Origin of the sequence: Streptomyces globisporus C-1027 (assembly GCF_000261345.2) — a bacterium.
Taxonomy (GTDB): domain Bacteria; phylum Actinomycetota; class Actinomycetes; order Streptomycetales; family Streptomycetaceae; genus Streptomyces; species Streptomyces pakalii.
The window spans coordinates 3,627,180-3,641,414 of record NZ_CP013738.1; the positions used below are offsets into that span (position 1 = coordinate 3,627,180).

16 protein-coding genes are annotated in these 14,235 nt (G+C 73.1%); 6 read left to right on the forward strand and 10 right to left on the reverse strand.

Features of this window, described 5'->3' with window-relative positions; translation table 11 throughout:
* On the forward strand, window positions 1–1,350 hold the full coding sequence (locus WQO_RS15665) for a PP2C family protein-serine/threonine phosphatase (RefSeq protein ID WP_010063574.1): 1,350 nt from the start codon (window positions 1–3) through the stop codon (window positions 1,348–1,350).
* Here WQO_RS15665 and WQO_RS15670 read toward each other — a convergent pair.
* The 4 genes from WQO_RS15670 to WQO_RS15685 all read right to left on the reverse strand — a co-directional run bounded on the left by WQO_RS15670 (window position 1,332) and on the right by WQO_RS15685 (window position 4,337).
* A complete protein-coding gene (locus WQO_RS15670; protein WP_010063575.1) occupies window positions 1,332–1,667 on the reverse strand; it encodes a DUF2516 family protein in 336 nt (111 codons plus the stop codon). The two genes, WQO_RS15665 and WQO_RS15670, sit on opposite strands and share 19 nt — an antisense overlap.
* Before the next feature lie 139 nt (window positions 1,668–1,806).
* The gene (locus WQO_RS15675) at window positions 1,807–2,508 is read right to left on the reverse strand and encodes a hypothetical protein (protein WP_010063576.1); all 702 of its coding nucleotides are present in this window, start codon (window positions 2,506–2,508) and stop codon (window positions 1,807–1,809) included.
* A gap of 35 nt (window positions 2,509–2,543) precedes the next feature.
* Window positions 2,544–3,029 carry a helix-turn-helix domain-containing protein gene (locus WQO_RS15680; RefSeq protein WP_010063578.1) on the reverse strand — a complete coding sequence of 162 codons (486 nt, stop codon included), beginning with the start codon at window positions 3,027–3,029 and terminating at the stop codon, window positions 2,544–2,546.
* Window positions 3,030–3,158: 129 nt separating this feature from the next.
* Window positions 3,159–4,337 (reverse strand): alpha/beta fold hydrolase, encoded by a 1,179-nt coding sequence (locus WQO_RS15685; protein ID WP_010063579.1) that lies wholly within the window; start codon window positions 4,335–4,337, stop codon window positions 3,159–3,161.
* A 110-nt stretch (window positions 4,338–4,447) separates the two neighbouring features.
* Between WQO_RS15685 and WQO_RS15690 the strand changes: the two genes are divergently transcribed.
* Both WQO_RS15690 and WQO_RS15695 read left to right on the forward strand, forming a co-directional pair.
* Window positions 4,448–5,302 carry an alpha/beta hydrolase gene (locus tag WQO_RS15690; protein WP_010063580.1) on the forward strand — a complete coding sequence of 285 codons (855 nt, stop codon included), beginning with the start codon at window positions 4,448–4,450 and terminating at the stop codon, window positions 5,300–5,302.
* The gene (locus WQO_RS15695) at window positions 5,299–5,976 is read left to right on the forward strand and encodes an HAD-IA family hydrolase (protein ID WP_010063581.1); all 678 of its coding nucleotides are present in this window, start codon (window positions 5,299–5,301) and stop codon (window positions 5,974–5,976) included. Before WQO_RS15690 ends, WQO_RS15695 begins: the two co-directional genes overlap by 4 nt.
* Window positions 5,977–6,147: 171 nt before the next feature.
* Here the strand turns inward: WQO_RS15695 and WQO_RS15700 are convergent, their stop codons facing one another.
* Together WQO_RS15700 and WQO_RS15705 are read right to left on the reverse strand one after the other, a co-directional pair.
* Window positions 6,148–6,891: a TetR/AcrR family transcriptional regulator gene (locus WQO_RS15700; protein ID WP_010063582.1), complete on the reverse strand. Its 744-nt coding sequence runs from the start codon at window positions 6,889–6,891 to the stop codon at window positions 6,148–6,150.
* 19 nt (window positions 6,892–6,910) lie between these two features.
* Window positions 6,911–7,693, reverse strand: coding sequence for a TetR/AcrR family transcriptional regulator (locus WQO_RS15705; protein ID WP_010063583.1), 783 nt, complete (start codon window positions 7,691–7,693; stop codon window positions 6,911–6,913).
* A 131-nt stretch (window positions 7,694–7,824) separates the two neighbouring features.
* Between WQO_RS15705 and WQO_RS15710 the strand changes: the two genes are divergently transcribed.
* Entirely contained in the window at window positions 7,825–8,856 is a 1,032-nt protein-coding gene (locus WQO_RS15710; protein ID WP_010063584.1) for an ATP-binding cassette domain-containing protein, read from the forward strand.
* Complete coding sequence (locus WQO_RS15715) at window positions 8,849–9,682, forward strand: ABC transporter permease (RefSeq protein ID WP_010063585.1); 834 nt, start codon at window positions 8,849–8,851, stop codon at window positions 9,680–9,682. Before WQO_RS15710 ends, WQO_RS15715 begins: the two co-directional genes overlap by 8 nt.
* 31 nt (window positions 9,683–9,713) lie before the next feature.
* On the opposite strand, the gene WQO_RS15720 is transcribed toward WQO_RS15715, so the two are convergent.
* The 3 genes from WQO_RS15720 to WQO_RS15730 are packed head-to-tail and all read right to left on the reverse strand — an operon-like array spanning window position 9,714 to window position 12,686.
* Window positions 9,714–10,970: a GNAT family N-acetyltransferase gene (locus WQO_RS15720; protein ID WP_010063587.1), complete on the reverse strand. Its 1,257-nt coding sequence runs from the start codon at window positions 10,968–10,970 to the stop codon at window positions 9,714–9,716.
* Window positions 10,971–10,994: 24 nt separating this feature from the next.
* Window positions 10,995–11,981 (reverse strand): asparaginase, encoded by a 987-nt coding sequence (locus WQO_RS15725; protein WP_058954000.1) that lies wholly within the window; start codon window positions 11,979–11,981, stop codon window positions 10,995–10,997.
* A 51-nt stretch (window positions 11,982–12,032) separates the two neighbouring features.
* The gene (locus tag WQO_RS15730) at window positions 12,033–12,686 is read right to left on the reverse strand and encodes an RsiG family protein (RefSeq protein WP_237274133.1); all 654 of its coding nucleotides are present in this window, start codon (window positions 12,684–12,686) and stop codon (window positions 12,033–12,035) included.
* A 115-nt stretch (window positions 12,687–12,801) separates the two neighbouring features.
* Here WQO_RS15730 and dtd point away from each other — a divergent pair, with 115 nt between their 5' ends.
* Complete coding sequence (dtd, locus tag WQO_RS15735) at window positions 12,802–13,251, forward strand: D-aminoacyl-tRNA deacylase (protein WP_032749166.1); 450 nt, start codon at window positions 12,802–12,804, stop codon at window positions 13,249–13,251.
* 12 nt (window positions 13,252–13,263) lie between these two features.
* On the opposite strand, the gene ygfZ is transcribed toward dtd, so the two are convergent.
* Window positions 13,264–14,229: a CAF17-like 4Fe-4S cluster assembly/insertion protein YgfZ gene (ygfZ, locus tag WQO_RS15740; RefSeq protein WP_010063592.1), complete on the reverse strand. Its 966-nt coding sequence runs from the start codon at window positions 14,227–14,229 to the stop codon at window positions 13,264–13,266.
* Between the last annotated feature and the right edge of the window lie 6 nt (window positions 14,230–14,235).

Here is a 14,235-nt window from a genome sequence, read left to right on the forward strand (position 1 = left end):
ATGCCCGTACCCGTACCGCAGCAGCGCTCCGTGCCCGCTGCGGAGACCTCCCACGGCGACCTCACCCTGCTGGTGATCGAGGACGACCCGGCGGGCACCACCATCACCGTTCCCGAGCTCTCGGCAGCGGCCGGGACCCGGGTCCGTATCCGTACCGCCCGCAACCTCACCGAGGCGGCGCGGCTGCTCACCGACGACGTCGACTGCATCCTGCTGGACCTGGCCCTGCCGGTGGCGGGCTCCGACAGCGGCACCGGCGACGACCCCGTCTCCGGCCGGGCCGACGAGCTGGCGGCCCTCACCCACATCCTCCGCATCGCCCCGCTGCACGCGGTCCTTGCGCTGACCGCCGAGGACGACGCGGAGCTGGCGGCCGAGGCGGTACGCGTCGGGGCGCAGGACTATCTCTTCCGGGGCGAGCTGGACGCGCGCGTCCTGAGCCGCGCCATCCGGTACGCCGTGGAGCGCAAGCGCGCCGACCTGGCCCAGCACCAGCTGACCGAGTCCCGGATGCGCGCCCAGGAGAACGCCCGTCTGGAACGCGGCCTGCTCCCCACCCCGCTGCTGGACGGCTCCGGCCTGAGCTTCGCCGCCCGCTACCGCCCCGGCCGCAGCCGCGCGCTCCTCGGCGGCGACTTCTACGACGTCGTCCGCACCCCGGACGGCACGGTGCACGCGATGATCGGCGATGTCTGCGGCCACGGCCCGGACGAGGCGGCGCTCGGCGTCGAGCTGCGGATCGCCTGGCGGGCGCTGACCCTGGCCGGGCTGTGCGGGGACGAGCTGCTCTCCACGCTCCAGCAGGTGCTGGAGCACGAGCGGCAGAGCGAGGAGATCTTCGCGACGCTGTGCACCGTCGACATCGCGCCCGACGGGCGGCGGGCCGGACTCTGCCTGGCCGGACACCCCGCGCCGCTGCTCGCCCGCCACGGCCGGCCGGCCCGGCTGCTCCCGTACGAGGACGGCGGCCCGGCACTGGGGCTGCTGCCGCGCGCCCGGTGGCCGCGCCGCCAGGTCGAGCTGGGCGCCGCCTGGAGCCTGATGATGTACACGGACGGGCTCATCGAGGGACGGGTGGGGACCGGCGGCAGCGAGCGGCTCGGCCAGGACGGCATGGTCGCGATGGTCAACGGCCGGCTGGACGAGGGCCTGGCGGGCGAGGAACTGCTGGAGGCTGCGGTCGCCGAGGTGCGGGAGCTGAACGGCGGTGAGCTGACCGACGACGTGGCGGTGCTGCTGCTGGGCCGCGATCCGGAGCGGATACGACGAGGGGGCGGCAGCGCACCGCGCTCCCGCCCCGCTTCACCCGTCGTCGCACGCCCCCTGGGCGTTCAGCGACCGCCGTTGTAGGGACCGTACGGACCGTCGCTGCTGGAGCCGCCGCGGTGACCGCCGCCGCCCGAGACCGCCTTGAGCGCGGGGCGCACGTCGACCATGAACACGATCGACGCGACGACGCCCGCGAGCTGCAGGAACAGCATCGGGATGAGCAGGTTCACGGCGACCGCGATGCCGAGAATGATCAGCCAGAACGACTTCTTCTTCTTGTCGGCGGCACGGTAGGCGTCCTCACGGGCGGTCGCCGCGAAGACGAACGCGACCACGGCCAGCACCAGCATCGCCAGGTAGAGCAGCTGGAGGAGTGAGCCGAATGCTGAGAGCAACATGCTGTGTACCGCCTAGTGAGTGGATGAGCGCCCTGCGGCCGAGAGGGCCAAGGTACCGGGACAACGAACCGGCCACCCCTAAAGGTGCCCGCCCCGCGTCCCGGTCACGCGTACCGCGTCGGGCAAGGACCCGTGCGGGTCACTTGCCGTCGGCCGGCGGGGTCTTCTTCGCCGCGGGCTTGCGGGGCGCGGGCGTCTTCTTGGCGGGCGCGGCCTTGGCCTCGGCGGACTTCACCGAAGCGGCGGGCGCGGCCTTCGTCGCGGCGGGCTTGGCCGGGGCTGCCTTCACGGAGCCCCCGGCGGCCGGGGTGCTCTTCGCCGCGCTCCTCGGGGCGGGCTTGGGAGCGGCAGCCTTGGAGGGGGCGGGCTTGGGAGCGGCCTTCGGCTCGGCCTCGACGACGGCGGCGATCTCGACGATCTCGTCGGCCGTCTCCCCGCGCCAGGTCCGTACGGTCTGCTCGCCGTGCTCGGCGACCTTCTCGTACGCCTCACGGGCCTTGATCGCGTACTCGGCGGCCACGCCCACGCTGCGGAGCGCCAGGTCCTGAGCGTTCTCGCCGAGCTTCTTCAGGTCGGCGGCGTCGAACGAGCCGAAGACCTCGGTGACCTTCGCCTGCACGGTGGCCTGGGCCTCCTTGGCCTGCGTGGTCACCTTCTCCTGCACGGCCTTGGGGTCGGTGTTGCGCACGGCGTCGATCCGCTCGGGCGCCTCGGCCCGCAGCTGCTCGATCAGCGCCGGCACCTTGCGCGCCTGCTGGACGGCCAGGTCGGCCGTACCGGCGGCGAAGTAGAGGGGGGTGGGGTCGGTGAGGGTCTTGCGCAGGTCATCGGTGATGGCCATGACTGTGGTCCTCCCGGATCACTCGGAACCAGCTGCTAGCTGTGAGGGTCTTGGTCTTCGGTGGTGCCCGTACCGGCGCCGTCGCCGTTACGGGTCCCGGCATCGCCGTCCACGCCGGTGCCGGTGTCCGCTTTCACGCCATCGGCGGAGCCGACGTCCGCGTCGGGCCCGGGCGCGAATCCGTTCTCTCGGCGGAAGGAGTCGTAGATCTGCAGCAGAACGTTCTTCTGCCGCTCGTTGATCGACGGATCGGCCAGAATGACCGCCCGCGTCTCCAGCTCCTCCCGCTCCCGCTCGTCGAGGATCCCCGCACGGACGTACAGGGTCTCGGCCGAGATCCGCAGCGCCTTGGCGACCTGCTGGAGCACGTCCGCGCTGGGCTTGCGCAGACCGCGCTCGATCTGGCTGAGATACGGGTTCGACACCCCGGTGGCATCGGCGAGCTGCCGCAGCGAGAGCTGCGCTGCACGGCGCTGCTCCCGCAGGTACTCACCGAGATTGCCGACGTTGAGTGATGCCATGACTCGATGGTGCAACACTCTTGCTAACTTTTGCAAGCAGGCGCTTGCAAAAGTGTCGCGTGGCGTGAGGCGAGACCTGGCGCTCGGAAAGACCGCTTCGAGAGGCTCACCGGTCGCATGAGGACGAGCTCAGGGTTCGAGCAGGAGCCCGAGGGCCTGCGCGAACTCCGCCGGCTCGGCGCTCGCGCCCAGGTGGTTGCCGGGCATGTCGATCAGAGGCAGCTCCAGAAGGCCGGCGAGCGCCTGGGTCGCCCGGCGCGCCAGCTGGTGATGGCTCAGCGAGCCGGCGCACAGCGTCACCGGCACGCGACGGACCGCCTCGACGTCGGGGGCGTAGAAGACCGTGGGGCCGGCCATCCGCCCCAGGAAGTAGCGGTTCTTGTCCAGTTCCTCGGCCGGCAGCGCGGGGAGCGGCATGGGCGCCGGAGGCGTCTGATCCGGTGCTGTGCGGTGAGCAGCGCCGCTGAGGTCGAAGAACTCCTGCACGGCCCGCTGAGGGTCGGCCTCCGCCACGCCGAACGCTGCCGCGGCCCGGGCGGCCAGGTCCGCGTCGTCCAGGAGGGACACCAGGGGCGGCTCGTGCAGAACGGCCCGGCCGACCATGTCGGGATGCCGTCTGCCCAGCTCAAGCAGGGTCACGGCACCACCGCTGGTACCGGCGAAGAGGGCGGGTCCTCCGGTGAACCTGTCGACCAGTGCGGCGAGGTCCTCGGCCAGGACCTCGGGCGTGGGCGCGGTCATCCCCGGGACCGCGCGGCTGTCACCGATACCGCGCGGATCGTGGGTGACGACGGTGAACCTGCCCGCCAGTTCGTGCGCCAGCGCCGCGAAACCGGCCCGCCCGACGGGCGCGCCGACGAGGAACAGCAGCGGCCCGTCACCCTGGACGCCGAAGGCGATCGTGCAGTCGGGTCGTTCGAGGAGGTTCACCGGGCTCGTGATCCGGTCGCTGAAGTCCGCGATCTTCCGGGTGATGACGTCGAGCGCACGGTCCAGTTCCTCGCGCCGGTCGTGGATGCGACGGCGATGAGCCGTCAGCAGCTCCACCCGGAGCCCGGCCGGATCAGCCGCCTTGCCGTCGGCGCCGGTGAACTGCGCGATATCGGCCAGGGGCATCCCCGTCTCGCGGAGATGGACCAGCATGCGGATCAGCTCGACGTCGGCCGTCGTGTACTGGCGGCGTCCCGCACCGTCGCGCCGGGGAGACGGTACGACCCCCTGACGTTCGAAGTACCGCAACGTATCGGGCTCCAGACCGATCGCGGCCGAGACCTCCGCGATACCGAACAGCTCATCTGCCTCACTCATGCCGCAAGCCTCGCCCCTGGACCTCGGTCCAGGTCAAGCGGGGCGGAAGCCCGCGGCCCCTTCCTGTTCCTGACTTTTGTTCCGAAGGTCGTTCTGTTGGAGGCTGAAGCATGCAGAATCCACCGACCTTCGTCCTCGTCCACGGAGCCTTCGCCAACTCGTTCTCCTTCGCGCCGCTCCAGGCCGAACTCGCCCTGCTCGGGCACCGGTCGGCCGCGGTCGACCTTCCGGGGCACGGCTTCGGGGCCACGTACCCCGCCGCCTACCAGACACCCCAGGATCTCGGAGCGCTGGCCGCGGAGCCGGGGGCCATCAAGGGCGTCACCCTCGCGGACAACGTGGCCCACGTCATCGGGGTCCTCGAACGGGCCAGGCGGAACGGGCCCACCATCCTCGTCTCCCACAGCCGGGGCGGCGTCACGGCCACCGCCGTCGCCAACGCCCGGCCGGACCTGATCGACCGGATCGTCTACGTCTCCGCCTGGTGCCCCGTCGCTCTGGACGTGGGCGACTACCACGCCGAGCCGGAGATGGCCGACGTCGACCTGGGAGCGCTCGCCCTCGCGCTGGTCAGGAACTCTGCCGAACTCGGGCTGCTGCGGGTCAACTTCCGTACGGCCGACCCGGCGGCGCTCGCCGCGTTCCGGCAGGCGTTCGCCGCCGACGTCACCGATGACGAGTTCCGGACCTTCCTCAACACCTTCCAGCCCGACGAGAACCTCGACGTCGGTACGTCGGCGGACCGGGCGCAGGCCGCGACCTGGGGCCGGATCCCCCGGACCTATGTGCGCCTGGCCGCCGACACCAGCCTTCCGCCCGCCCTGCAGGACCGCTTGATCCGCGAGGCCGACGCGCTCACGCCCGACAACCCCTTCGACGTCCGGACCCTCGCAGGCAGCCATCTGCGCTGGCTCGTCCGCCCGAAGCCGGCCGCCGAGCTGCTCGCCGGACTCGCCGGACTGTGACACCCGCCCCCGCCGGCCGTGCCTTCGACGCCGTGCTCTGCGACCTCGACAACGTCATCCGCTTCTACGACACCGCCCCGCTCGCCGCCCTGGAGCGGGCCGCCGGACTGCCGGAAGGCACCACGGCGGACCTCGGCTACGCGCCCGAGACCGACCTCCCGCTGCTCCTCGGCCGGATCACCCCGGCCGCCTGGGTGGAGTCCATCGCCGCCGGGCTCACGGAGCGGGTGGGCGCGGAGCGGGCCCGTGAGCTGGGCCGGGCGCTCGCGGACGCGCCGTTCCGGGCCGACGAGGAGGTGGTGTCGCTGCTGCGCCGGGCCAGGACCCACGTACCGCTGGTCCTCGTCACCAACGCGACCCTCCAACTGGACGCGGACCTGGCGCTGTTGGGCCTGAACGACCTCGCCGACGCGGTCGTGAGCAGCGCGGTGGAGCAGGTGGCCAAGCCCGACCCGGCCATCTACCGCATCGCGGCCGAGCGGGCCGGCGTACCGGTGGAGCGTTGTCTGTTCGTGGACGACCGCCAGGAGAACATCGACGCGGCCGCCGCCCTCGGCATGACCACCGTCCTCTACCGCGAACCGGAGGATCTGCGGCGGGCGTTGGGGCCCTGCGCGGAGGAGGCGGCGGGGGATGTCGCGGTGGCGGTGCGGCGCGCCGGGCGGGAGCCGTGAGCCCCGTGGGCCGTGAGCCGGAAACGGACCGTGAAGCGGAAGCGGGCCGGGAACCAGAAGTGGCTGACGGAACACCGCCCCGCCCTCACCGCCGCCCTGCTCGCCGGCTGAGCACGGCCTCACGCGCTCGCCGGCGTCCCGCTCACCGCGCGCTGACCGCCGCCCGCCCCCTCAGCCGCGCGGCCGCGACGGAGGCTCCAAGCCCGTCCGCAGCTGGACGAACGCCTCCTCGGCCGCCTGGACCGCCCCCGCGTAGACCCGGTCCGCGCTCTCCCCCGCGTCGGTCCGCCGCCAGTTCTCCATGGCCAGGATGCGCAGGACCGCGATGATCTGCCCGGCCGCGAGCCGGTCGGATAGCCCGCCGCCGAGCGCGCGGGCCAGGGCCGCCTCGGAGCGGCCCTGGTAGGCGTGGAGGCGGGCGACCAGGGACGGTGTTCCGTACAACAGGCGGAGGAACGCCAGCACTTGGGGTACGTCGCAGAGGCCGGTCACCGGGTCGCGACGGTCGAGGCCGTCGAGGAAGTGGCGGCGCAGGGCGTCCAGCGGGGTCTCGTCCGGGGCGCGGCCCGTGACCACCCGGGCCGCCTCGTCCTCGTGGTCGGCGAACCGGTGCAGGACCAGGTCCTCCTTGGCGGGGAAGTACCGGAACAGCGTCGGCTTGGAGATGTCCGCCGCGGCTGCCACCTCCGCCACCGACACCTTGTCGAAGCCCCGCTCCAGGAACATCGTGATCGCCGCGTCGGAGACCGCCTGGTAGGTCAGCCGCTTCTTGCGCTCCCGCAGACCGATCGGCGCCGACCCGTCGCCGGAAGCGGAATCGGAACCGGAACCGGAACCGGAAGTGGAACCGGGGCGGGGACCGGAAGCGGGGCCGGAACGGTCGCCGTTCGCGGGGTTCTCTCCGTTCATGACCATGAAGCGTACGCGCCCGGCCTCAAGCGGACTCGGCGCCGCCGTCCGTCTTCCGGATCAGCGCCTCCACCCCGTCCAGCAGCCGCTCCAGCCCGAAGGTGAACTCGTAGTCCGGGTCGTCCGGCTCGCTCATCGCCCCCGACTCCAGCAGCCGGGAGATCCCGGGGTGCCGGTCGGGGTCGACGAGGCGCCTGAGGGTGCGTTCGTAGGACGCCGCCACCTCGTCGGGCGACACCCCGCGCGCGACCACGGCGGCGGCCAGGTCGGCCATCAGGGCCGCCTCGCTGCGGACGAAGTTGGAGACCAGGAGGACCACCGAGGTCTTGTCGCCCTCGGCGAGCCCGCTGCTCTCCAGCGCCTGGATCCCCTGCTCCCACCAGGCCAGCGAGTTCGGGGTCGCGGGCGGGCCCCCGACGGGGATCCGGAGCAGCCAGAGGTGGGCGTGGAGCCGGTCCCGCTGCGCGGACGCCCACTCGGCGAGCGCCTCCCGCCAGCCCGCACCGGACTCCAGGGCGGACAGCGGTTCCGGGGGGCCGAAGGCGGCCTCCTGCATGAGGACGTACAGCTCGTCCTTGGCGGAGACGTACCGGTACAGCGACATCGTGGAGGCGCCGACCTCCTGGGCGACCCGGCCCATCGACACGGCCGCGAGCCCGTCGGCCGACGCGACGTCCACCGCCGCGGCCACGATCCGCTCCAGGCTCAGGCCGGGCTTCGGGCCCTTCGACGGGCGGTCCCGCAGCCCCCAGGCCGCCTCCAGGCTGGCCGGCAGATCGCCGCCGCCCGAGCTGCTCTTCTCCGCCACCGCATCCCCTTCGCCCGGCTCCCGGCCTTGCCGGCGCCTCACCCCGCGCCCGCGTACGCCTTGACCCCATCCTAGAGATGCGTAAGGCTTACGCAATAAAGCGTATGTCATACGCAGAAGGGGGTCCGGACATGACCGACCCGATCCGGCCGAGCGGAGACTCCGCCGCCACCATCGAGGCGCACGGCCTCACCAAGTCCTACGGAAAGCCCGCCGTCCGGGTTCTCGACGGCATCGATCTCCAGGTCGGACGCGGCACCGTCTTCGCCCTGCTCGGGCCGAACGGCGCGGGTAAGACCACCACCGTGCGGATCCTCGCGACGCTGACCGAGGCCGACTCCGGCACCGCCCGGGTCGCGGGGTACGACGTCGTCGCCGACCGGAGCGCGGTACGCCGCTCCATCAGCCTCACCGGCCAGTTCGCCGCCGTCGACGAGACCCAGACCGGCGAGGAGAACCTGCGGATGATGGCCCGGCTCACCGGGCAGTCCCGGGCCGCCGCCCGGCGCCGGGCGGCGGAGCTGCTGGAGCGCTTCGGCCTCACGGCAGCCGCCCGTCGCCCGGTCCGGACGTACTCCGGGGGGATGCGCCGCCGGCTCGATCTGGCCGCCGGACTCGTCGGATCGCCGGAGCCCGGGGTGTTCTTCCTGGACGAGCCGACCACCGGCCTCGACCCGCGCAGCCGCCAGGAGCTCTGGGAGGCCGTCCGCGAGCTGGCCGCACGCGGGGCGACCGTCCTGCTCACCACCCAGTATCTGGAGGAGGCGGACCGCCTCGCCGGCCGGATCGCCCTCCTCGACCGGGGCCGGATCGCCGCCGAGGGCACCGCGGCCGACCTCAAGTCCCGCGTCGGCGGGCACCGCCTCGACCTGGTCCTCACCAGCCAGGATGCCTATCTGAGGCTCGTCGGCCGGGCCGTCCACCACTCCCCCGAAACCCTGACGCTCGGCATCCCCACCGACGGCTCGGCGGCCCAGGTGCGCGCCCTGCTCGACGAGATCGACCCGGCCGGCCGGGAGATCGAACGCTTCAGCCTGCACAGCGTGACCCTCGACGACGTCTTCCTCGCCCTGACGTCGAACGCGCCTGCGACGGACGCGACCTCGCCGAACGCGCCCACGCCCGACGCGCCCACCACCCCGGAGGCATCGGCCCATGTCTGACACCGCCGTTCAGCACAGAAGCCCGGACCGGCACTCCGAGCAGGCCCACGCCCCCGGACGCGGGCCCGGCCCCTTCACCCACACCGCCGTCTTGGCCGCCCGCGCCCTGCGCATCAGCAGCCGCAACATCGACGCGCTGATCACGTCCCTGGCCCTGCCGATCATGATGATGCTGATCTTCGTCTACTTCTTCGGCGGCGCGATCGACACCGGGACGGACTACGACTCGTACGTCATGTACGTCGTCCCGGGCGTCCTGCTCCTGTCCGCGGGGTTCGGCGCCGCGACCACCGCCACCGCCGTCAGCGAGGACATGAAGGGCGGCATCATCGACCGGTTCCGCTCCCTGGACGTGGGCGGTACGCCGGTGCTGGCCGGGCACGTGGCAGCCAGCACCGTCCGCAACCTCTGCTCCACCGCCCTGGTCTTCGGCGTCGCGCTGCTGATCGGCTTCCGGCCCGCCGCCGCCTGGAGCGGCTGGCTCGTGGTCGGCGCCGTGCTGGTCGCCTACACCGTGGCCCTGTCCTGGATCTCGGCGGCGATCGGCCTGCTGGCCCGGACCCCCGAGGCGGCCAGCGGCTTCACGTTCTTCATGTCGTTCCTGCCCTACCCGAGCAGCGCGTTCGTCCCGACCGGGAACATGCCGGACTGGCTGCACGGCTTCGCCGACCACCAGCCGGTCACCCCGGCCATCGAGTCGCTGCGCGGGCTGCTGCTCGGCCAGGAGGTGGGCAACACCCCCTGGACCGCGCTCGCCTGGGCGGCGGGGATGGTCGCGGTCGCGGTCGGCGCCTCGGGGACGCTGTTCCGGATCCGGACGCGCTGACCCCGGGGCGCGGGCAGGCGATCCGGACCGCTCAGAACACGTCCGGGCACCACGGCCGACGGCCCGTACGGAACACCGCGTCCGCCGTCGTCGCCGCACCCGCCCGCAGCTCCTCCACCCGGCCCAGGTCCACCAGCCGCCGCACGGACTCGTCGCCCAGGTACAGCGTGGACAGCTCCGCCACGTCCAGGGCGAGATCGGCGCTCCGGGTGGTCGGGGTGCAGCGCGCGCCGGAGTCCGAGACGTCCAGCAGGAAGCGGCCCCCGGCCAGGCCCGCCGGGTCCCGGACGTCCAGGACGAGCGACGCCTCGACGGCGTACGTCCGGGCCTCCAGGGCGCGCGGCACGTCCAGCATCCGCAGCCACAGCCAGTCCGCGTGGGTGACCATGCGGGCCGCACGCGGGTCGGGGAGCAGCAGCGGGAGCAGGTCGTCGGGGGCGCGGTGGCCCGAGCGGACCGTGGTGATCCAGTCGACCGAGCAGAGGTAGTGCCACAGGGCCCGCTCCGCCGCCGGGTTCAGCGCGATCATGTCCCGTACGGATGCGGTGTTCAGCGGCTGCTTGGAGTCGCCCCACTTGTCGTCCACGCCGTAGACCAGCAGGCCGTCGGCCTCGCCGTTCGCGGCGCGGTGCACGACGTAGAACGGCTCGGTCCACGTCTCGTGCTCCGCGCGGGGCGCGACGCCCGTACGCATCCGCCACCAGCGCTCGCCGCGGCCGACGATGCCGGGCTGCCGGGCCGCCAGCGCCGCGTGCACCTCGGGGCCGGTCTTGCGGACGTCGGCGCCGTCCACCAGCTCGATCCGGCCGCCGTCCGCCGGCTGCCCGGAGCGGCGCGGGTCGAGCCCGGCGCGGTGCACCGAGATCTCCCACTCGGCGCTCCAGGCGGCGGGGCCGAAGCCGTACCGCCCGTAGATCGGGTACTCGGCGGCGATCAGCGACGCGACCACCTCGCCGCGCTCCTTGGCCGCCGCCAGGTCCGTGGCCATCATCCGGCTGAGCAGTCCGCGGCGGCGGTGCGTGGGCGTCACGGTCACGCCGGTGACCGCGTCGGCCGTCACGGTGGCCCCGCCGACCACGGTCAGCTGCTGGGCGAACGAGCGGAACGTCGCCACGCACCGCCCGTCGTCGAAGACGCCCTGCATACGGGAGAGGTCGGCGTCCCCGAACCGGTCGGCGACCAGCTCCTCGCCCGGCTTCTCCGCGGTGGGGGTCAGGAAGCCGGTGCCCACCGCCTTCATCCAGTCGGCGATCTCGGAGCGGGTGACGGTACGGACATCGAGGCTCATCCCTCCACGCTAAGCAGGCACGGTTCAGAATGTCGCGCGAATTTCCCCGACCTCGGCCGCCCCGCCGAGCAGCGGCGACCGCCCGATCCTCGTGACCACCGGGGCGTCGACGCCCAGCAGCTCCAGGGCGCGGGCGAGCACCGGGCCGAGCGCCCGGGCCGACCCGTCGTCGATCTTGAAGGCGAGGGCCCGCCCGTCGGCGAGGGCGACCGCCTGGACCGCCTCGGCGCCCATCTTGGAGAGCGTCCCGGGCACCTCACGCATCAGCCAGGTGTCGGGGCGCCGGGTGCCCGCGACGTACTCCGGGTGGGCGCGCATCGCGTCGGCGACCCGGCGCTCGGCGCTCCCGGGCTCCGCGAGCACGAAGGAGCGGAAGGCGCGGGCCAGGCCGGTCAGCCCGATCGCCATCAGCGGGGCCCCGCAGCCGTCCGTGCCGACCGCGGCGACGGGCTCGCCCGCGGCCTCGGCGACGACCTGGCCGACGAGCTGCTGGAGCGGGTGCGCGGGGTCGAGGTAGGTGGCGGTGTCCCAGCCGTTGCGGACGCAGACGGCGAGCATCGCCGCGTGCTTGCCGGAGCAGTTCATCGTGATCCGCTCGCGTACGTTCCCGGCGGCGAGGTACGCCTCCGCCTCCACCGGGTCCAGCGGCAGGTCGGGCGGGGTCTGGAGGTCGGCGGGGCTCAGTCCGTGCTCGGCGAGCATCTTCCGCGCGAGGTCGAGGTGGAAGGGCTCCCCGGAGTGGCTCGCGCCGGCCAGCGCCAGCCGTTCGCCCGACAGGTCGAGGCCGGCCCGCAGGATCGCGGCGGCCTGCATCGGCTTGTTGGAGGACCGGGGGAAGACCGGGGCCGCCGGATCGCCGATCGCCCGCTCCACGCTGCCGTCGGCGGCCAGCAGGACCAGCGACCCCCGGTGGTGGCCCTCGGTGAACCCGGAGCGCACGACCTCGGCCAGGACGGGCGGGGCGGCTGCCGGGGCGGAGGATATGGCGGACGGGGCGTCGCTCGACGTCATGGGTGACCTTCCGGGGACGGGGGTGCGGGACCCGCGCCCGGAAGGGTCGCTTCAGGCGAGCAGGTCGTCCACTTGTGCTTCCCCGTCACGGTACCTGCGGGCGATCTCCGCGCCGCAATCGTCGGCCGTGCGCTGGAGCTCGTGACGGCGCCGGGAGACCTGCTGTTCGAAGCGGACGAGCCGGCCCATCGCCGTGTGCAGTTCCTCGTCCGTCCGGGCGTCCAGGTCGGACAGCTCGACCTCGGCGAGGTTCTCCGCGGCGAGCTGCCGGAACTCGTCGCCGCGCGGGGTCGTCAGCGTGACGTGCCGGGCCGAGGTGCGGTGCCGGGACGGGGTGTCGGCCAGGATCTCCGAGAGCCGGTCGACCACCGCCGCGTCCTCCACCGGCGCCTCCGGGTCCCGGCGGCGGGCCAGTTCGGCCCGGAGGATGTCGATCCGGCCCTGCACGAGTCGGCGTACGTAACTGAGATCGGCCTCGTCGCGCTGGGCGTCCCGGCGCAGCGTCCGCAGCTCCGGCAGCCGCAGCCCGACGAACCCCGCGTCGCCGCCGGCCTGCTCCGGCACGGTGGCGGTGCCGGGCGTGGCGGGTGGCAGTACGGGACCCTGCCCCGGCAGACTGCGCTGTACGGGTGACCGCAGGGTTCCGGCGCGGTGACGTGCGCCCGGTACGGCACCGGGAGATTGTCCGGTTCCATATGTACTCATGCTGTTCCGTCCCCTCGACCGGTGCGTCGGCACACCGACATCGTGCATCGTGCCACCCCGCGAGGGGCCGACGCAGGTGCTCTGTACCCGTTCAGCCCAAGATAGGTTGGTCTGTATGCGTGCAGTGGTACAGAGAGTGGATGGCGCGAGCGTCTCGGTCGCCGGGGCGACGGACGACCCGTCGGCGCCGGGCGTCGTCGGGGAGATCGTCGGCGAGGGCCTGTGTGTGCTGGTCGGGGTCACCCATGACGACACCCCCGAGAAGGCGGCGCAGCTGGCCCGCAAGCTCTGGTCGGTGCGCATCCTGGAGGGCGAGAAGTCCTGTTCCGATGTGAATGCGCCCCTCCTGGTGATTTCTCAGTTCACTCTCTACGGGGACGCCCGCAAGGGGCGCCGCCCCACCTGGAACGCCGCCGCGCCGGGCGAGGTGGCGGAGCCGCTGGTGGACGAGGTGGTGGCGCAGCTGCGGGCGATGGGAGCGCACGTGGAGACGGGCCGGTTCGGAGCGGACATGCGCGTCTCGCTCACGAACCACGGCCCGTTCACGGTGATCGTCGAGGTGTAGTACGGAGCATGTCTACGGTTCGACGACCGTCTCCTGGGCGGCCGCCGTGTCCCCGGCGATCAGCTCCGCGTCGACGGCCACGTTCCGCTTGACCAGGGCGAGGGCGATCGGGCCCAGTTCGTGGTGGCGGGCCGAGGTGGTGATGAAGCCGAGCTGGCGGCCCTCCTGGCCGTCGGCGGCCAGTCGTACCGGGGTGCCGTGGCCGGGCAGGTGCACCTCGCTGCCGTCCAGGTGCAGGAAGACGAGCCGGCGCGGCGGCTTCCCCAGGTTGTGGACGCGGGCGACGGTCTCCTGGCCCCGGTAGCAGCCCTTCTGGAGGTGGACGGCGGTGCCGATCCAGCCCAGCTCGTGCGGGATGGTGCGGTGGTCGGTCTCGAAGCCGACGCGCGGCCGGTGCCCCTCGACGCGCAGCGCCTCGTACGCCAGGATCCCGGCGGCGGGCCCGTGGGCGGCGGCGAACGCCTCCAGGTCCTCGCGCGGCAGGAACAGGTCCCGGCCCTGCGGGGTCTCCCGTACGGTCACCCCGTCCGGGGCCTCCACGATGGAACCGGCCGGGAGGTGGACGACGGCGATGTCCGCGGTGCGGTCGGCGACCTCGACCCGGTAGAAGAACTTCATCGACTCCAGATAGGCGATCAGCTCGGCCTGGGTGTCGGGTTCGACGTGCATCCACACCGTCGTGCCGTCGTCCACCAGGTACATCGCGTGCTCGATGTGCCCGTTGGCGGAGAGGATGAGGGCCTCGGTGGCCTGGTGCGGGGCGAGATCGCTGACGTGCTGGGTGAGCAGCAGGTGCAGCCAGCTCAGCCGGTCGTCGCCGGTGACGGCGACGACGCCCCGGTGGGAGAGGTCGACGAAGCCGTTGCCGTCGGCGAGGGCGCGTTGCTCGCGGAACAGGTCGCCGTAGTGCGCGGCGACACCTTCGTCGCGGCCTTCGGCGGGGACGGCGCCGGGCAGGGACAGCAGGGGGCTCTTCATGCGCCC